This is a genomic window from Streptomyces guryensis, assembly GCF_021261325.1.
In the GTDB taxonomy this organism is placed as follows: domain Bacteria; phylum Actinomycetota; class Actinomycetes; order Streptomycetales; family Streptomycetaceae; genus Streptomyces; species Streptomyces guryensis.
Genome location: NZ_JAJSBI010000045.1, coordinates 18,262 through 36,722 on the forward strand (window position 1 = coordinate 18,262; position 18,461 = coordinate 36,722).

General features: G+C 69.3%; 18 protein-coding genes. 10 read left to right on the forward strand and 8 right to left on the reverse strand.

The genetic code is table 11. The features are described from left to right. The first annotated feature begins 47 nt into the window (after window positions 1-47). Both LJ657_RS45700 and LJ657_RS45705 read left to right on the forward strand, forming a co-directional pair. Window positions 48-434, forward strand: coding sequence for a hypothetical protein (locus LJ657_RS45700; protein WP_232655638.1), 387 nt, complete (start codon window positions 48-50; stop codon window positions 432-434). A gap of 97 nt (window positions 435-531) precedes the next feature. Further along, window positions 532-858: a DUF397 domain-containing protein gene (locus LJ657_RS45705; RefSeq protein ID WP_232655639.1), complete on the forward strand. Its 327-nt coding sequence runs from the start codon at window positions 532-534 to the stop codon at window positions 856-858. Window positions 859-946: 88 nt separating this feature from the next. On the opposite strand, the gene LJ657_RS45710 is transcribed toward LJ657_RS45705, so the two are convergent. Next, window positions 947-1,381, reverse strand: coding sequence for a hypothetical protein (locus LJ657_RS45710; RefSeq protein ID WP_232655640.1), 435 nt, complete (start codon window positions 1,379-1,381; stop codon window positions 947-949). 140 nt (window positions 1,382-1,521) lie between these two features. Here LJ657_RS45710 and LJ657_RS45715 point away from each other — a divergent pair, with 140 nt between their 5' ends. The 6 genes from LJ657_RS45715 (at window position 1,522) to LJ657_RS45740 (ending at window position 11,762) form a co-directional block, all read left to right on the forward strand. Beyond that, complete coding sequence (locus LJ657_RS45715) at window positions 1,522-2,022, forward strand: LppU/SCO3897 family protein (protein ID WP_232655641.1); 501 nt, start codon at window positions 1,522-1,524, stop codon at window positions 2,020-2,022. Window positions 2,023-2,197: 175 nt separating this feature from the next. Then, window positions 2,198-7,780, forward strand: coding sequence for a toxin glutamine deamidase domain-containing protein (locus LJ657_RS45720; RefSeq protein WP_232655642.1), 5,583 nt, complete (start codon window positions 2,198-2,200; stop codon window positions 7,778-7,780). Then, the gene (locus LJ657_RS45725) at window positions 7,761-8,612 is read left to right on the forward strand and encodes an immunity 49 family protein (RefSeq protein ID WP_232655643.1); all 852 of its coding nucleotides are present in this window, start codon (window positions 7,761-7,763) and stop codon (window positions 8,610-8,612) included. The genes LJ657_RS45720 and LJ657_RS45725 overlap by 20 nt, the downstream gene beginning before the upstream one ends. Before the next feature lie 38 nt (window positions 8,613-8,650). After that, window positions 8,651-8,977, forward strand: a complete 327-nt coding sequence (locus LJ657_RS45730; protein ID WP_232655644.1) for an SUKH-4 family immunity protein — start codon at window positions 8,651-8,653, stop codon at window positions 8,975-8,977. Between the two features lie 40 nt (window positions 8,978-9,017). Further along, window positions 9,018-10,904, forward strand: a complete 1,887-nt coding sequence (locus tag LJ657_RS45735; protein ID WP_232655645.1) for an ATP-binding protein — start codon at window positions 9,018-9,020, stop codon at window positions 10,902-10,904. A 414-nt stretch (window positions 10,905-11,318) separates the two neighbouring features. Beyond that, window positions 11,319-11,762 carry a hypothetical protein gene (locus tag LJ657_RS45740; protein ID WP_232655646.1) on the forward strand — a complete coding sequence of 148 codons (444 nt, stop codon included), beginning with the start codon at window positions 11,319-11,321 and terminating at the stop codon, window positions 11,760-11,762. Window positions 11,763-12,030: 268 nt separating this feature from the next. On the opposite strand, the gene LJ657_RS45745 is transcribed toward LJ657_RS45740, so the two are convergent. The 3 genes from LJ657_RS45745 to LJ657_RS45755 are packed head-to-tail and all read right to left on the reverse strand — an operon-like array spanning window position 12,031 to window position 13,966. Further along, window positions 12,031-12,420: a hypothetical protein gene (locus LJ657_RS45745; protein WP_232655647.1), complete on the reverse strand. Its 390-nt coding sequence runs from the start codon at window positions 12,418-12,420 to the stop codon at window positions 12,031-12,033. Window positions 12,421-12,473: 53 nt separating this feature from the next. Beyond that, window positions 12,474-13,619, reverse strand: a complete 1,146-nt coding sequence (locus LJ657_RS45750; RefSeq protein ID WP_232655648.1) for a WXG100-like domain-containing protein — start codon at window positions 13,617-13,619, stop codon at window positions 12,474-12,476. Between the two features lie 20 nt (window positions 13,620-13,639). Further along, window positions 13,640-13,966 (reverse strand): hypothetical protein, encoded by a 327-nt coding sequence (locus tag LJ657_RS45755; RefSeq protein ID WP_232655649.1) that lies wholly within the window; start codon window positions 13,964-13,966, stop codon window positions 13,640-13,642. A gap of 204 nt (window positions 13,967-14,170) precedes the next feature. Between LJ657_RS45755 and LJ657_RS45760 the strand changes: the two genes are divergently transcribed. Beyond that, window positions 14,171-14,674 carry a hypothetical protein gene (locus LJ657_RS45760; protein ID WP_232655650.1) on the forward strand — a complete coding sequence of 168 codons (504 nt, stop codon included), beginning with the start codon at window positions 14,171-14,173 and terminating at the stop codon, window positions 14,672-14,674. A gap of 32 nt (window positions 14,675-14,706) precedes the next feature. Beyond that, on the forward strand, window positions 14,707-15,294 hold the full coding sequence (locus LJ657_RS45765; RefSeq protein WP_232655651.1) for a hypothetical protein: 588 nt from the start codon (window positions 14,707-14,709) through the stop codon (window positions 15,292-15,294). A gap of 106 nt (window positions 15,295-15,400) precedes the next feature. Here the strand turns inward: LJ657_RS45765 and LJ657_RS45770 are convergent, their stop codons facing one another. The 4 genes from LJ657_RS45770 to LJ657_RS45785 all read right to left on the reverse strand — a co-directional run bounded on the left by LJ657_RS45770 (window position 15,401) and on the right by LJ657_RS45785 (window position 18,436). Beyond that, window positions 15,401-15,889, reverse strand: a complete 489-nt coding sequence (locus LJ657_RS45770; RefSeq protein WP_232655652.1) for a hypothetical protein — start codon at window positions 15,887-15,889, stop codon at window positions 15,401-15,403. Continuing rightward, window positions 15,886-16,359 (reverse strand): protease inhibitor I42 family protein, encoded by a 474-nt coding sequence (locus LJ657_RS45775; protein ID WP_232655653.1) that lies wholly within the window; start codon window positions 16,357-16,359, stop codon window positions 15,886-15,888. The genes LJ657_RS45770 and LJ657_RS45775 overlap by 4 nt, the downstream gene beginning before the upstream one ends. 20 nt (window positions 16,360-16,379) lie before the next feature. After that, window positions 16,380-17,729, reverse strand: coding sequence for a peptidoglycan-binding protein (locus LJ657_RS45780; RefSeq protein ID WP_232655654.1), 1,350 nt, complete (start codon window positions 17,727-17,729; stop codon window positions 16,380-16,382). Window positions 17,730-18,091: 362 nt separating this feature from the next. Then, a complete protein-coding gene (locus tag LJ657_RS45785) occupies window positions 18,092-18,436 on the reverse strand; it encodes a hypothetical protein (protein WP_232655655.1) in 345 nt (114 codons plus the stop codon). Window positions 18,437-18,461 lie beyond the last annotated feature (25 nt).

Consider the following 18,461-nt stretch of genomic DNA (forward strand, 5'->3'; position numbering starts at 1 on the left):
ACGAGTGAAAAGACGAGCCACGGGGGGCAGTTGTGCCGTCGGACTTCATGGACTCCGATCCCAAGGTCCTCAAGACCGAGGGCTTCAACATGTACACGGTCGGCCAGGACTTCTCGAAGGCCGTGAAGGCCTTGCAGGACGGACTGACCGCGCTGGAGGGTACGGGAACCCCGCCCTGGGGTGACGACGATATCGGCGAGAAGTTCGGCGTCGCCTACACGGGCCTGCGCGACGGCATGTACCAGTCGATGGGCAGCCTGGCGGAGCGGCTGGCGGGGATGGGGATCGCCTTCACCAAGATGGGCGTGGCACACGAACAGAACGAGGCCGACCAGCTGGACCTGTGGAAGGCGACGACGGCCGAGTACGACGGCCAGGTGAAGGTTCCGCCCGGCGTAGCACAGGGCACGTTCACAAAGGCGCAGAACACCTGATCCTCATCGGATCCGCGGCAGCCGGCGGCATGGGCCGCTCCTGCGCAAGTAGGGTGAGTCGAGTTCGTCGTCACATGTCAGGAAGAGGCTCCGCAGCATGACCGAGGTACGGAACAACGAGATCGAGACTCCGGCCGAGATCAAGGCGCGCAAGGAGCGGGAGCGGGACGAGCTGTACGCCCTCGACATCTCGGGGGTCGAGTGGCACAGCGCCCCCGGCACCGAGGAGCACGAGGAGCGCGTCGAGATCGCGTACCTGCCCGAGGGCGCGGTGGCCATGCGCTCCTCCCTCGACCCCGACACCGTGCTGCGGTACACCGAGGCGGAGTGGCGGGCGTTCGTACTCGGCGCACGGGACGGGGAGTTCGACCTGGAGCCGGCTCCGCACAACGGCGGGGTGCCGGCGGAACAGGCCGACCAGTAGCCGACCCGCACCGGCCGGGACGGCCATCGCTCCGTACCGCGGGCAGCGCCGGCGCTCGGACAGCGTTGAGCAGGTGACGAGCCAGTGGTCAGTACAGCGAGAATCCGCCGCTGTGCCGCCCCTGGCTCTTCTTCCCGGACTGCGCGGACTGGTCCTCGGACCTCCTCGGCTCGGACTGCCCCGAAGGCGAAGAGGGGTCACCGCCGGTCAGCGGCTCACCATGCCTGACCTGGTCGCGCTCCTCCTCGGAGAGGGACTCCCACTGGCCGCGCAGGGAGGCCATGCCGCCGCCCAGGGCACGCGCCACCCCGGGGTCGTCCAGGGCGTCGCGGAGCGGGAGCCGGCCGGAGAGCAGCTTCTTCGCCGCGTCCTGCAGGTCCTTGCCGACGCCGTCGTTCTCGGACAGCCCCCGCAGGGCGGAGTTCAGAGAGCGAATCTGCTCCGGTTCGAGTGCCTCGTCCAGCACACCGCGCTCCGGCGAATCGCCCTGCGGGTTCGGTGAGTTCTCGGGTCGCCTGGTCATGCCGTGTCTCCTCGCTGCCCTCGTCTCTCGGACATCCGAAGTATCTCCCGTCACGTGCGGAGGATAGTCTGCGCCGGTCAACCTCTTGTTGATCTTTGTTTCGTGCACTCAAACGCATCCAGCCACGGGGTCCACCAGGCATGTCCACGCCTCCTCCGCAGTACCCGAACCAGCAGCCGTACGGGCAGCCGCAGCAGCCGTACGGATACCCGCAGCAGCCGCAGGCCCCGTACGGGTATCCGCAGCAGCCACAGCCGCCCCAGCGAGGCCCTCAACGCCCGCCGCAGGGCGGGCCGTTGCGGGTGGTGAAGGCCGTCGCCATGGTCGTCGTGCTCTTCGGCGGCGTGGGCTACTACGTCTGGGACTACAACACCAGCCCGACGGGCGGCAAGGCGAGGGCGGAGGCTTCGGCGTCCGCGTCCGCCGCGGCTCACGACCCCGAGATCGGCGACTGCGTCAAGGTCAAGGACCCCAAGGGCGAACCGGTGACGACGGTCGTCGACTGCAACTCCCCCGAGGCCGAGTACAAGTTGGGCGAGATGGTCCCTGGCGCGAACATGGAGTGCGGGTCCAGGTACGACTACGGCATCCAGTACCACCGCAGGACGAGCGGCTACACGTTGTGCTTCACCAAGGTCTGAGCTGAGCCGTGCTCCGGCGCAGGACCTGCAACGGTTTTGTGACAGCAACACCCTGAAGTTGCGGGCGGGTGAGTCCGTAAACTTTGCGAACGGCTGTACTTCTGTGTGACATCCCTTGACCGATGAGGGAGTTGTACGGCCGTGTTGTCTGACGGGGGTGCTTTCTGCTGTGTCGATGATGTTGCCGGACGAGCTCGAGTGGGTTCTCGAGATGCTCGGCTACCGCTGGCCGACGGCGGACGAGGACAAGCTCAAGGACTCGGCCAAGCTGTGGCGGAAGTTCGGCGACGACGTCATCGAACTGCACACCACGGCGAACCTGAGCGCCGGCCAGGTGGTCGCGCACAACGCCGGCGACTCGATCGACGCGTTCAGCAAGACGTACCGCAAGTTCGACAGCGGAGGCGGCGACGGCTACCTGGGCAACGCCGCCCAGGCCGCCTACCTCATCGCGAACGTGATGGAGGCCTGCGCCTACATCGTGGAGCTCGCGAAGTGGGCGGTGATCGCCCAGCTGATCGCTCTGGCCATCGAGATCGCCGCGGCCCAGGCCGCGGCGCCCTTCACCTTCGGCCTCTCCGAGGTCGGCGCACTGGGGGCCACCCAGGTCACCCGGCTGATCGTGCGCCGCCTCCTCGACGAGCTCAAAGAGGCGCTGCTCAACGCGGTCGTCGAGGCGATGAAGGAGCCCGCGATCTCGATGATCGAGGCGATCATCACCGACCTGATCCGCCAGACCGTGAACGTCGGCTTCGGCGCCCAGGAGGGCTACGACCTCGGCGCGACCGTCAAGGCCGGCGCCGACGGCGCCTGGGACGCCATCAAGCAGACCCCGCAGACCCTCGCCGAGGGCGTCCGCGACAGCCTGGGAGAGAAGGCCGGGCACCGGGCCCACCATGCCGTCGACAGCCGGATCGACGGGCACGGCGGGGGGTCCGAGGGCGGGCACGGGGACGGGGACTCGCACTCGTCCGACGGTGACGGTGACTCCAACTCGTCCGGTGGCGACGGGAGTTCGAGCTCTTCGAATGGAGACCGGGACTCCAACTCGTCGGACAGTGAGGGCGGTTCGAACTCGTCCTCCGACTCGTCCTCGTCCGGCTCCCACTCCAACGGCTCCGACTCCAACGGCTCCGACTCGTCGGGATCTGACTCCTCGACGTCGACGCGTTCGGGCCACGACGTGGGCACGAACATCGGTGGCGGGATTTCCGCCGACACCGGCGGCAACAGCATCGGCGGGCTGGATCTGGGAGCGGGGCCGGGATCCGACTCGGAGGCCGGGTCCGACTCCGGAGCACCTGGGCCGACGCTCTCCCACTCGGGTCCGACGCTGTCCGACTTCGACGATCCCTCACCGAGTGGAGCGTCGTCGGGCGGCTCGGACTCCGGGGGTGCGTCCGACGGTCCGAGTGCCTCCGGGCCGTCCCACTCCGGCGGCGGTTCCTCCGTGTCGGGCCTCGCGTCGCCGACCGTGCATTCCGTGTCGGCCTCCGCGTCGTCAGGGGGAACGTCTCCGTCGCCATCGCCGGGCGGTCACGGCGGGATCAGCACCAACATCGACAGCCTGGCCGCCACCGCCCCCACTCACACCAACGCGGCGCCCACGGCTGCTCCGACGACCAGTGACCCTTCCTCCAACGGTGCGGGCGGAGGCCGCGCGGACGGCGGCTCCGGCATACCGGCTTCGCCCCTCGCGCCTGCTGCAGCGGGAGGGGTCGGCGGCGGCTCGCAGCACGGCGCTGCGACCGGCAGCAGCACGCCGTCCGGCACGAGCCCGAGCAGCCCTGCACCCAACTCCGGTACGGCGAAGCCCACTTCGGTCACAAGCTCCGGTACGACCGCGTCGGCATCGGCGTCATCGACGACGGACGGCCGCGTCGGCGGTGGTGCGGGTCTTCGTGTCTCCGGTACGGGGGACGGGCGCATCCCCGGTGCGACGGACGGCCGCGCTCCCGGCACACCGGACGGGCGGACACCGACCCAGCGCACCCCCGGAGGCACGACGCCGGGGGACGGTACGACACCGAGGAATACGTCCGGCACCACGCCGAGGGACGGCACCACGCCTCGCAACACCACTGACACCAGGCCGGGCGACGGCACCACGCCCCGCACCACCCCCGGCACCAGGCCGGGCGACGGCACCACGCCCCGCACCACCCCCGGCACCAGGCCGGGCGACGGCACCACGCCCCGCACCACCCCGGACCCGACCGGCAGCACCCGTACCAACACCCCGGACCCGACCGGCAGCACCCGTACCAACACCCCGGACCCGACCGGCAGCACTCGCGCCAACACCCCGGGCCAGAACTCGAACACGAGCGCCGCGAATCAGAACCCGGCCCAGTCGTCGTCCCCCAGGACCACCTCGCCCTCCAGCAGCACCTCCACGACGACGCCCTCCACCTCGACCGGCTCCGGTTCGGATCGCACCTCGGCGCCGGGCAACGGCACGTCGGACTCGTCGACGCCGAGTGGCCGTACCTCCGACTCATCGAGTCGGCCCGGCCCCGCCAACGCCCCGGGCACTCAGGACGGCGCGTCCGGTGCCTCCGGCTCCCAGAACCGGCAGGGCACCGGTACCGACCCCACGCCCAACAGGCCGCCGCAGCAGCCTGCGGGCAGCCCGTCCGGCTCCCTGCCGCAGCCGGCCGCTCAGCCCAACAACCCGCAACCACAGCACCAGCAGCTGGTGACGCCGGTCCCGGTCCACACCGTCGTACGCACCCCGAGTGCCCCGGCGGCGCCCTCGCACACGGGCCCCGCCACGCCACCGGCACCGGGCTCGCCCCAGGCCGCCCCCGGCAGCCCCGACCACCAGCAGCATCCGCAGCAGGACAGCCTGGAGGACATCCGCACCGACCTGGACCACCACCCCGGAGGCCTGACGGAGCCCGACCCCGCCGATCAGCAGGCGCTGGTCGACGCGGTGCCGCACAACGAGGACGGCACCCCGCAGCGCTTTCCCGACCCCTTCGGCTCCTGGTCACAGCTCCAGAACGACGGTGGCAACACCGTCCCCGGACGCAGCAACAACTGCGCCGACTGCTCCCGCTCCTTCCTGGAGACCTGGTACGGCAACCCCCAGGTCTCGGCCCCGCGGACCCTGGACACCGACGAGCACGGCAAGCCGGACTACTGGTCCCCCGAGGACAACGCGAACGACAACCAGATCCGCTGGGCGGGCGCCCCCCACACCTACGCGGGCCGGGGCGACGACCCTCACACGCCCGCCCGTATCGCCTGGGACCTCCAGCAGGCCGGACACGGCGCCGCGGCCATCGTCCAGGTCGGCTGGCCCAACAACGGAGGCGGCCACGCCTTCAACGCCGTCAACCACCACGGCAACATCATCTGGATCGACACCCAGACCGGCGACGTCAGCCACAACCCGCTCCACATCGCCAACGCTGAACACGTCTGGCACATCCCCCTGGACGCCGACGGCAACCCGCTCCACCCCGCGGTGCCCGAGGCCAAGGACTCCGGGGACCAGAACGACGACGCGCAGACCCAGAGCGACGGCGAAGCCCAGTCGGAGAACTCCGAGCACAACGACGGACAGCCGGACGACGCCCAGCCCCAGACCCAGACGTCTCAGAACGACGCCTCGGGCGACGCTCCGAAGCAGGTCGACGGCCCTACGCAGCAGCCCTCCACCACCGACCCGAACACGACGAAGGACGAGCCCGGAGACGAGAACGGCCGACCGCAGAGCGAGACCGACAACCCGTCCGAACCGGACCGCGCCCCTGATGGCCGGGAGAGCTCCCAAAACGCCCACGACGGCCGCCAGTCATCCCCGGCCGACGGCAACACCGATCCGCGTCAGGAGCAGTCGCCCGACAGTCCCACGGAACACAAGCGCCCGTCCCCGGACGAGGCGCCCCGCCCCGACGAGCAGGACCGCACCTCCGGCAAGGAGTCCGAGCAGCCGACTCCGAGGGCGGAGACGGACACCCGGGACGACCCCACGAGTCACCGGGACACACATCAGCGGAGTTCCACGCCCTCGGACCCGCGTGCGGCCGACCCGCAGCACCGGCACACCACGGACCCGCACACCCCGGATCCCCGTACCTCGGACCCACGTACGCACGATCCACGTACGCCCGATCCCCGCGTCTCGGACCTGAGAACGACCGATCCGCGGACGTCGGAGCCGCATCGGGACGCCCCCGAGCAGAAGCATCCGGAGAGCAACGACCACCCCGACGGTCAGCGCCCGGACACCGAGCCGGGGCCGGACCAGTCGCACTCCGATCACCCCGATCACCCCAATCACGGCGATCACAGCGATCACGGCGATCACGGCGATCACGGCGATCACGGCGATCACGGCGATCACGGCGAGGATCCGCGGTCGGAGACGTCGGACCGGCCCGCGCCCCCGGACCGGGCCCACCCCGAGAGCTCCGCCCCGTCGGCGGCCGACGACCACCGTGACCGCCCCGGCAAGATGACCAAGGACTCCGCGGTCCCCGCCCACGAGAGCCTGCCGGACGGCAGGAACTCCGATGCGTCCCACTACGTCAAGGACTCGGTCAACGGGAAGAAGCCGCTGTACGGCGACATCGCCGCCGAGCAGTCGGCGCAGCCGCCCAGGCCTGTGCACCCGGAACACCCGTCCGGTCCGGCGGAGCCCGCGGGCGACGGTTCGAGCGACCCGGACCAGCGCAGGCAGCGTGATCTGGACGTACTCGCGCGGGCCAATTCGAACGACCCGAAGGACAGGGCCTGGTTCGAGAAGTACTACCACCCGAGGAGCGGCTACCGCCGGAGCGTGACCGCACCCGCCGAGGACGGCCGTCCCGTCCCCCAGCTGCATCCCACGAACGATGCGAACGCTCCCTGGATGCTGGCCAAGGACGCACCGGAGGCCGATCCGGAGTCCTACATCGACGAGGGTGCGGATTCGGGTGAGCGGCACACGGAGATCTCCGACGAGAACCTGAAGCGGCTCGACCAGGCCGCCAAGGAACGTCAGGACGCGATCGACGCCGACGACCAGCCGCACAAGGACCGCAAGGCGGCCAAGGACGCCTATGAAGCGAACAAGACGCCGGAGAATTTGAAGAAATTCGAGGAAGCCGACGCGAGGCACAGTCCTCTGCACGGGAAGATGACGCGGGCCAGTGAGGATTACGGCGAGGCTGTCGCCGAATTCCATGTGATGCCTCAGCATTTCGAGACGTACGACCGCGTCGACGACCGGGCCATGGGCAACAACCGGTTCGACCAGATCTGGATGGACCCCAGCACCGACCCACCCCAGTACGTCGTCGTGGAGGCCAAGGGCTCGCTGGAGGCCGGTCTCGGCGACCGGCGGGGGCTCGCGCCTGAGGCCGGCTCCGACCAGCCCGTCTCGCCGGGCGAGTCCGGCCAGGACCAGGGTGACGGCGCGCAGAACGACGACCAGGACGGCCAGGACAGCCAGGACGCACCGAGTCCTGGTGTGCCGAGGGTCCGGCAGGGCACTCGCACGTACTTCGAGACGATTCTTCATGAGATGGAGGCGCGCTCACGCCGGAACGAGCGGACCGCGACGACCGACGCCGAACTGGAAGCCGCCCAGGTGGAGCGGAAACTGGCAGGCGACCTCAGGAAGGCGCTGGAAGCGAACCCGTCGCGGGTCAAGTACATACTCGTCAAGGGCAACTCCTCCGGGGGCGAGCACCAGGGCTACGAGATGAAGCAGTTCGACATCAGAACGGAAGCAGAGAAGGAGCGCGATGCAGATTCCGCGACATGAGTTCCCGACGCGAAATTCCGCGAGGATCCTCGCAACCCACACCAAGGACTTCTGGGAAGACGTCGACGGGCTGCAGAACGAACCCTCGTGGTTCTCGAACGTCCTGGCCACCGCCATCGAGCTCTTCGGTGAGCACTGTGTCCTGGACCCGGAGTCCGACAAGCTGGAGACCTGGGAAGCCTGCGTCACCGCCATGCAGGTCGGCTCCGCCCTCTTCGCGTCGGCGCAGGCCACGACCGGGACCATCGAGTGCCGTATCGGTCACAAGATGCACACCGTCCGGGCCGGCGCGCTGCCCCGTGCTCACGCCGGCAACTGGCTCAAGGCGTTCTGGTTGGCCTGTGTCTGCCGCGAGAAGAAGCGGATGACCGAGCTGTGCCAGTTTCCCGCCTCACGTCTTCGGCAGGCCGACGGGGTTCTCGACGAGTACATCTACGACTGGGTGGAAGCGCTCCAGGCCTATTGGCTCAAGCGCCCGGAGTTCGGCGACAAGCTGGTGGCCGCGGTGGACGGGACGGACCCCGCCGCCCTGCGACACGCGCCGCGTGACGGCGTACTGAAGATCATGTATCCGCCGATGAACCTCCTGACCCAGCTGGCGCGCGGTGACCAGGAGAAGTTCAACAACGAGCTGGCCAAGGCCGTGGAGTGGCACAAGGAGTACTGGACCCGCGACGAGGACCGCGCACTGACCGCCGAGGGCCTCGTGGCTCTGGGCCCGCTGGCCGTGTCCTGCCTCGCCGTCCAGGCCGGCTTCACCATCACCGTCGAGTCCGAGTACCTGCCCAAGCATCTCCTCGAAGGTGCCTGGGTCAACGAGTTCCCCACGTAACCAACCAGGCCGACCGACCAGCACCAGAGAGGAAGCGCATGGCTCCCGACACGCCCGCCCCAACACCCCAAGCTCCGCCCACCACCCCGGACCAGGCCGTCGAGATCGTCCTCAGCCGCTACGCCCAGCCCAGACTCCCCGACGGCACCCCCGCCGAGCTCCACGTCCACGAGTTCGACATCGGCTACCTGGTGTACGCGGTCTTCCCGCCCCCCGCCGAGACTGCCGGCCCGCCCCGCCCCGCCCCGCCCGGCGGAGCCAAGATCGTGGTGTCGAAGGAGACCGGTGAGACCGTGACCGTCCCCAACTTCCCGACCGAGCAGGCGATCGCGCTCTACCGCAAGAACGTCGAGCGCGAAGCCTGACGTCCACCCGTAACTCCGGCACACGCGAGGACCCACACCGATGACCGCCCCGACCACCGGCTACGCACCCCATCCCTACATAGGCGGCCGCACAGCCGTGCTGCGCGCACTCGCCGCCTGGCGGACGGAGCAGCCCGGTGCGCCCCGCGTCATCGTTCTCACCGGCAATCCGGGCAGCGGGCGTTCACACCTGCTCACCGGCTTCCTGATGCTGTGCGATCCGGAGTTCCGTGGACGGCTGCCGCTGGCGGACCTCGACCCGTCGACCGTACCGCCCGAGCTGCCCGCCCCCGCGGTGCCGAGCGCGGCGGGGCTGACCGCGGCGCAGCTCGGCCGGCTGATCGCGGAGCACTACGGGCTTCGGCCCACCCGCGTCGAAGAGGTGTACGGCGCCCTGGGCGCCCTCGGCCGGACCGAGACCGTCGTCGTGCCCGACGTCGACCGGGCGGGTCCGGTGCGTACGACAGGCGAGCCGACCCGCGTGGTACGGGAAGTACTCAAGCCCCTCGCCGCCACCGCCAACATCCGGCTGCTCGCGGACGTGCCCCGTGACCTCACCACCGAACTCGTCTCTGCACTCCCGCCCGGCACCGCGCAGGTCATCGACCTGGACGACCCGCAGTGGGCCGACCCGCACAGCCTGGTGCTGCAGGCCGACGCGCTGCTCAGCCCGGAGTCCGGTGCACCGGAGCTGCCCTTCACCGCGGATCCCTCGATCCGGCGCGCCCTCGCGGAGGCGATCGGACGCCGGGCCGGCACCAGCCCGCTCACCGTGCAGCTCGCCGTACAGAGCATCCTGACGAGTCCGGGCACCGCCGCCCCGCACGACGAGACCCTTCTGCCCTCGTCCCTCGGCCAGGCACTCGACCTGCACGCCCGCCGCCTCGGAGCGGATCCGCAGACCCTGCGTCACCTCCTGACGCCGCTGGCCCTCGGGGAGGGCGACGGTCTGCCCATCGACCTCTGGATACGGCTCGTCAACGCCCTTGCCGGCGAGGACATGAGCGGCGCCCTCGCGAACAGCGGCGAACTGGCCGGGCCGTTCGTCGAGTCACTCCGGCGGGACGGGGACGGCAGCGCGCGTACGCTGCTACGGCTGCTGCACCCGGCCATCGGCGACGAGATCCGCGCCGGGCTGCCGAACGTCCGCGCGGCCCAGGCCCAGATCGCGATGACTCTGCTGGAGGCAGTGCCGGACCAGGACTGGGGCAAGGCCGACGCGTACGTACGCGACCACATCGCGGGCCACACGCTGGAAGCGGGCCTGCTGCCCCAACTCCTGACGGATCCAGGGTTGTTCGTGCACGCCGACCCCGTACCGCTGCGGACCGCCGTCGAGGCCGTACCGGCAGGGGAACTCGGCGCACCGGCCCGTACATATCTGCGCACGGCCCCTTTGCTGACCCGCACCCAGGCCCCCACGACACTGCGCGCCGCCCTGCTGGAGACCGCGTTCGTGGAGGACGGCCTCCCCGAGTACGCCGACGCCATCCACGGCCGGCTCGGCCTCGACCTGCCCTGGCGCACCCTGTGGAGCGTGTCCGTACCCGGCATCAGCGCGGTGGCCGTCGGCAGCCTGCCCCGTCCGGAAGGACCGGCCGATCCCGTCGCCGTGCTCGGCGTCCCGGCGGGCACGCTCGTCCACGCCCTCGCAGGGCCGGACGACCTGGGCGACATCGACCCCGGGCAGGTCCTGCGCCTCACCGAGGAGGAGCGGGCCGCCGCTCCGCTGGGGCTGAGCCGCGGCGCTGACCACGTGCGCGTCTGGGACCGGGCGACGGAGGACATCGTGGCCGCACTGGTCTCCGACACCCCCGTCATCGCGGCCGCCCTCTCCCCGGACGGCATCCTCGTCGTGGCAACCGAGCGCGGGGCGAAGGCCCTCCGCATCCCCGGACGACCTCTCGGCCGAGCGCGGTCCGTCTGACCGCCACACCGAGGACGCCGAGGACACCCGCGAAGAGACGACACCCTTCACGCAGCCCGCTCCGGCTCCGCCGTCCCCCTCCTGATCTCACTGATAACTTGCTGCTTCTGCCAGTTACCTCCATTGAGTCCACGGGGAATCATGAGCCAGCCGCCGTTCCAACCGCCGCAGCCTCCACAGCCTCCACAGGCACCGCAGAACTACCCGAACCCGTACAACCAGCCCGCCCCACCGCCGCAGCAGCCGGGGTTCGGACCGCCGTCTCCCCTTGCACAGCCGCCGATGCAGGCCGGGCCGGCACCCTTCCCAGGGCAGCCACCAATGCAGCCGGCGTACCCGATGCAGCCGGGACCGCCCTTCCAGGCGCCTCCCTTCGGGCAGCGGCCGAACGCAGGCGGTAATGCCGTCGGCGCGGTGTTTCTCGGGTGGTTGGTCTCCTTCGTCGTCTCGGTGCTCTACACGGGTCTCGTCTTCGCCACGTACAAGCAGATCACGACCACCACCGCGTCCAACACCCTCTACCTGGCACACGCACTCCTCAACGGAGCCGTCGTCGGCGCCCTGATCGGCAAGGTGGGCCGCGACAGCAACGGCGCCCGGATCGGTGGAGCCGTCATCGCCGCGCTCGGCGCGTTCTTCGGCTACGCCAACGCCCTTCCGCTCATCCTCGCCAAGGAACAGTCGTTCATGGCGCTCAAGAACCTGCTGGAATACGAACCCTTCTTCCCGGCCAAGGCCTGGTGGCACAGCGAAGCCACCGGCGGAGTCGACTGGTTCTCCGTACTCGGCCTCGTACTCGCTGCTGCCGCCGCCTGGGGCGTCGCCTACCTTGTCGGCAACAAGCGCCGTCCGGCGTGACTTGTACGCTGCTGTGCCGCCCTGCCTCAGCGGAAGGCGGGGCCGTCACCACGACGCGCCGTCGCTACGGCGATGAGCGCCCTCGTACTGTTCGGCGGTACAGCGGTGACCGCCGGCCTCGGGGACGGAATGCCGCTGCACCCCACCCTTCGATCGCACAGCCTGCCGCCCAGCAACTCGCTGCCCCGTACCGGGTGTACGAACCGGATACCTCCGGTGGGCAGGACTGCACGGGGCTGGCGCTGGTGTACGACCCCGCGGCCGTGCCTCAGCGCTGAGCCGACCGCTTTCCGCCGACCGAACCGTGCACGGGGGCGTCCCGTTCGGCACGTTCGCGTTCGAGTTCGGCCTGCTGCCGTGCGTCCCAGTCCGCGAACTGGCCCTTGGACTGCTGGCGTTCGACGTACGTCTGGTCCTCGGCCGCCCGGCGCATCTCGTGGAGCCTCTGGTAGACGGCTTCGGTGTAACGCGGGTCCTGGAAGGCGTCCTTGACATCGGCCCGCCCGCTCAGCACCTCACTCGCCATCTCACGCAAGGCCGGGTCGAGCGAGGTCGCGCCGGCGATGGTGCGCAGGGAGCGGCGCAGCCGCAGGGCCTGCTCGGGGTCCTGGGCGATCCCCATGAGTTCCTCGTCCTGGATCTCCCGGTCCGCGGTCATGGGTGCGGCCGTCCTTCCTGTCGTGTCCTGTCGTGTGCCACCGGTGAGGGACGTCACCCGAACTCGCTCCGAGCCCAATCCTGCGCGCCCCCGGAGGCGTGCGCAGAGCCGGAGCGCGCCGTCGAGTGGGATGCCGCGGTCCTGTTGGAGGACGCCTGCGTCGTGTGGGAGGAGCCCGAGCCCGCCTCGGAGGAGCTGTCCGCCGCCCCGTCGGACGACTCTCCGGCGTTGCCTCCGTTTCCGGAGAGCGTGTCGACGCCGTGCTGTACGCGGTTCCCGACCGCCCCGGTGACCTTCTCCGTCGCCTGGTCGACGGCGTTGTCCACGTGGCCCTGCACGTCCGTGTAGCCCGCCAGGGTCGACCCTTCGCCGCCCTTGACCTCGTTCTTGAGGCCGTCCAGGTACTCGCCGCCCGCCTTCTCGGCGATGTCCGTCGTCTCTCCGAGGTCGATGCCGGACCGCTCGTCGAAGTGGGCCTCGATGCTCTGCTGGGCGACGTTCTGCGCCATTCCGACGGCGGCTTCCTTGGCCTTCTCCTTGGCCGCGTCCACCACCTTCTCCTGGACGAACTGCTTCGCCTCTTCCTTGATCTTGTCCTTGGCGAACTGCTTGACCTTCTCCTTGGTGATCTTCTCGAGCTGCTCCTTGGCGATCTTCTTCAGGGCGTCCATGGTGGCGTGCTCCATGGCCTTGGTGATCGCCTGCATGACCTCCGTCCTGAGCTTGTTGAGCAGCTCCCGGACGATCACCCGCGCGGCCTGGGTCGCACCCAGCGCGCCGACCTCGGACAGTCCGAAGGTGAAGGGCGCGGACGCCTGCGCCGCGATGATCTCCACGGCCAGGGCGATGAGTTGCGCGATCACGGCCAACTTCGCCGTGAGGACCGCGATCGCGGCCGCGTCGAAGGCGAGGGCGATCACTTCGCACGCGTCCTTCGCGTCCGGGATGTACCTGTCCTGGCCGTTCGTGCCGGTGTAGGCGCCCCAGCCCTTGGTGAATTCGTCGACGGCCGTACCGGCGTTGCTCGCGAGGATGGTGCGGGCGAATCCTTCGCCCTCCGTCTGGATCGTTTCGAGATCCTTGCCGAAAGCCCGCCAGGCCTCGGCGACGTCGTGCAGTGCTTGTTCGTCGGCCTCGGGCCAGCTGTAGCCGAGCAGATCGAGCACCCAGACAAGTTCGCTGGGCAGTGTGAGCGACATGCCAATATCCCCGAATTTAATTAGAGTTGGCCCGAGATCCCGTCCATCAGAACATAGTTCGACGATTCCGATTCGTCGTAGTTATGCGCCATGTCCTGCAGGTTGTGCCCGATCTTCTCCAGCCGCTTCCCCAGGCTGTCCATCGATGTGAAGATTCCGTCGCGAACCGGCGTGTAGACCTGCCCGAAAATGTCCCCGAAATCCGCATCGGCCCATGGCTCTCCAAGCCCTTCGAGGGTGTCCTGGAGACGCTTGGATGCCTTGGTGAAATCGCCCCCGAGCTCAGCGAAGTTCACCCCCTGCTTGCGGAGCACTCCACTGTCCACGTCAAAGGCTTCGAACGCCATTACTCTCCCCCGAGCTTCACTTGGCGCAGTTCATATAGGACGACAGACGGATACCTTAGACTCCTCGCGCACGACCCAGCAAACCGTCAGTCAAGATCGTCAAGTTTCCCCGGGGGACGACCAACAGTGGTGACAACACAGTCGAGTTACGGCAGCGCAGGCAGCCTTTGGGTGGGCAGACTCGTCGGTCTGGGGCTGCTCCTCGTGGCCGCGGCCGTCGCCGTGGTCACCATTCCGGAACTGCGCAGCGAACTTGCAGGCGACGGCACCAAGGGAACCCTCACGGTTTCTTCATGCGAAACACACACGAGGACCCACTACGGCACGCACAGGCGTACGACACAGCTTGAGTTCAGCTGCACCGGTAACTGGACCGCAGAGAACGGCAAGTCCAGTTACCAAGACGTCGCGGTGAACACGTCATCGCGTTTCGAGACCGGCGCGAAAATCCCTGTCGTACAAGCGGACGACACCTTCGAACTGCCCGAGGACCGGGCCCCAGGAAAAGACGCCGCGATTCTCGCGCTCTGCCTCTCACTGATGGCTTTCGGCATCTTCTGCCTTCTCACCGGATTCGGCGCCCGCAACGGCCCCGCCCTCTCGGACTCCTGGCAGCGCCTGCCGGCGACAAAGGTCACCGGCCCCGTCCTCGGTGGCGTATTCGGCCTGGGCGCCCTGGCGGCACTCGTCTGCGCACTCGCCCTGTAACAGCCGCCCGTATCCCCCCTGAGGAACCCCCAATGACACAAGTACAAGGGAACGCCGCGCCGAACGCCGCCGCAGCGGGAGACCGGGCGAGCCGTGGCCGTCTCATCGGCGCAGGACTGATCCTCGTGGGACTCGTCCTCCTGGCCCTCGGCGCCTACCTGGGCCCCTACACCTACGCCACGTCCACACCGGGCAGGCTCACCGTCCAGACCTGCACCGTCGAGTACAAGTACCGCAGTTCGTCGAGCAGTTCGAGTTCGCGGAAGAAGACCAGGACCAGGTGGTGCTACGGCACCTTCACCTCCGACGACGGCACCGTCAAGGACCTCAACGCCGAGCTCAGGAGCGACGCCCTGTACACGCGGGGCCACGTCATGAAGGCCCGTCAGACCAGCGACACCTCCTACCTCCAGGACCACGGCTGGGCCCGCGCCATCGCCGTCGGCTGTGCGTGGGGGTTCGGCGCCCTGATCGCCCTGGCCGTCGGACTCTTCTGCGCCATCACCGGCTTCCCCTACGGACAGGGGGAGAGCCGGCGCCTGTTCCGCGCCACCCTGGTGACGGTCGGGGTGGGCGTACTCGGCCTGGTGGTCAGCCTGTTGGTGGTGTTCTTCACGTGACGTGGGGCCCGGCGCCTGTCGTCATGCGGGGAGACTGGCGGTGCCGGGCCGTTCGTCGATCGGCTGAAGTCCACTCCTTGATGGCCTACGGAGTGGTACTACGCGCTCAACCTCTTCCAGTACCGGCTGACCGGCTACGTCCACGACGGCGAGGCCACCTACCGGGTCGAGGGCCAGAAGCGCTGGGGCTCGACACCCGAGAGCGGTGGACGTGCCGGAGGGTGAGCAGTTCGGCGACGGCCTCCAGCCAGCGGGCGGTCTCCTCCTCCCCGTCGATCCCGTCGGCGGCGGTGGCCGCGGACTCCAGCCACGCACGCACTATGGCCACCGCTTGCTCGCCCGGCACCGGCTCGCGCAGCTCGGCCGCGTACCGGACACCCCCGCTGCGTACCACCTTGGCGAGGAAGGCCACCGCCCGCGGCTGGATGCCGAGCCGGTCCAGCAGAACGGCGGCGCCCACCGCGCCGTCGCCGAAGAGGGCGGTGCGGTCCGGTCCGGCAAAGGAGAGGCCGTACCGCAGCATCGCCGGGATGTCCGACTGCGCCAGCTCGTCGTCGGTCCGGCCGGGGGGCGACGTCTGCGGCGCGGAGGTCATGGCTTCCTCACGGTGACGGTGTAGGTGTGGATGGTGGCTCGGTACTTCTTGTCGGGGGTGGGGCTGCCGCTTGGGACAGGAGACGGGGTGACGGGACCGCCGGCATCGCCGCCGCCGGCGCAGGCACCGCGCGGACACTGGATGAGCCGGATCCTCGTCGTGCCCGGACCGACGGCCGTGAAGCCGAAGAAGTCCGTTCCACTTCCACCGCCGACGGCGTCGTCGTCGGCCTTGATCTCCTCCTGTTTGCCCGTCCTCCGGACGACGTCAGCGTCGGGCTTCGGCGATGTCAGGTACCACCACTCCCCCGTCGCGGTGTCGACCGGAACGGACAGCCTGAACTCCTCCCCCGCATCCACCTGTATGTGCTTCTCACCCAGCTCGTAGGTGTCCGGCCCGGTGCTGCCGCAGCCCGCGAGCACGGTCATCAGCAGGGCGGGAAGGGCGAGTCGGCGCAGGGCGCTGCTCATGACGCTCACTTGGCGGTCGGCTATCGGTCGGCGGGCAGGTGGACGGCGTACGCGTCGGGCATGCGGGAGTCGGAGGCCTTGTCCATGTGGCCGTTGACGAAGTCGTCCTCGCCGACCCAGGTCGTTTGGCCCCACGGGTTGTAGATCTGCAGCATGTCGCCCTCCTGGCCGATGATCATCATCTGGTGTCCGACCCGGCCGCCGTCCTTCTCGTGCCCCTCCACTTCGAAGGGGACGGGTTTGCCCTCGGCAACGGACTTCTCGATGTCCGGCAGCACGTCACGGCGCTCGTCCGCACCGCGAACCTGCTGGTACTCGTACTTGCTGCCGGTGTGGGGGCTGATCTCGTCGTTGGCGATCTCGTTCTGCCCGTCGCTGTCCATTCCGTCCGGAACGTCGGACCACCAGTGCAGGTAGTCGCCGTCGCCCTCCTCGTTCAGGCGCAGTTGTTCGTCGTGGAGACGGTGGCGGAAGGCGTCGGGGTCGTTCTCCTGCCCGGACGGCCCGCCGGTCAACTCCAGCGCGTAGAGGGGATCGACCATGGCGCGGGCGGTCACGGTGCTCGACGGCACACAGGTGTTGCCCTCCTGGGACCACTTCTGGTCGCCGAACCACTGGTAGTCGGTGTTCCGGTTCGACCCGTCCGGATTGAGCCCCTCGTCCCCCTTGCTGTCACCGGCCGTGACGATCGGGCTGAGGTGCTGCTGAAGCCAGTACGGGTCCTTGCCGTGGATCGTGTCGCGGAACTGGCCGACCTGGTCCACGTCGTAGCCCGCCGCCAGCGCCTTGACCAGATACGCCCGCTCCTGCGGCGTCTTGGCATCCGCGAGCATCCGCTCGAATCGGGCCTCGTCCTGCGCGTTCATCTTCTCCATGAAACGGCCGGAACGCTCGAGGTCGTCGGCGGTGAGGAGTTCGTTCTCCTCCTGCGGGCCCCCGAACACGCCGACGTCGGCGAGGACGAGGCGGTCGGCGGCGGACATGTTGTCGGTGTGCATGTGCCCGGCACGGGCCTCGGCCGCGTACTTGTTCAGCTCCCGCGCCGCCGCCCGGGCCGCGTCGTCCGCCTCCTGCGCAGCGGCGTAGAGGTAGTTGGCCCCCGTTCCCGCGATGTCCTGGGCCCGCTTGCGGTCGGCTTCCTCGTCGTCCGTCTCGACCATGTCGTCGAAGAAGCCGTCCTCGCCACCGAGCATCGTGCGGGCCTTCCGCAGCTGCTCGCGGCCGTCGCCGTCCTTGGACTGGGCGGAGGTGAGTGCGTCACAGAGGTCGTAGAGGGCCTTGGACGCCTTACGGAACGCCTCGGCCATCTGCTCGGAGGAACGGCCGGCCGCCGTCACCACCTCGGCCGCCTTGGCTCCGGTGCTGCCCACCCACACCGACGGAAGCCCTGCCGCGGCGACCTTCTCGACCCGTTGCTGTACGTCCGCGCCATCGTCGGCCTGGCTCTTGTAGCGCTGGGCGATGGCGTCCAGGGTGCTCGGGGAACCGACCGGCGCTGAGACACCGAGGAGCTTGCCGATGGCCGCCAGGACCTCGTTCTTGCCTTTCTTTGCGGTCGGTGGTGGATTCGCCTGCGTCGGCCATGTGGTGAGAGCCCCGTTGTCCTTGCTCAGGTGTCTTGCTCAGGTGTCAGGTGTCAGGTGTCAGGTGTCAGGTGTCAGGTGGAAGCACACACGCCGGCCGGGTGCGCACGGTCGCCGGTGTGTCGAGCTATGTGGCGGGTGCCGGTCCGTCAGTCGAAGTCGGCGAGGCTCGGAGGAGGCGTGCCCGGGGTAAGGCCAGTGGTCGTCCCCGGGTGGGCAGCGGCCGGTGCGGGCATGGTTGTCAGGCCGACGCCCGCACCCGCGGAGTGCAGCGCGAGGATGGTTTCATGGTCGGCGCTCTCGTACTTCCGCTGGGAGATGCCGACCTTGTCCGCGAACTCGTGCAGCGCGGCTTCCAAGGTCTTCGCCTCGGACTGCCAGGCGGCTGCGAAGTTGTCGTAGGCGGGGCCGGAGTCGCTGTGCGGGCTGAACGGGTCGGGCTTCGGCCAGTTTCCCGCTGGATCGCCACGGCGCGCGGCGGCGAGGCCGACCAATCGCGGTCTGCACCGCCGCCGCCGC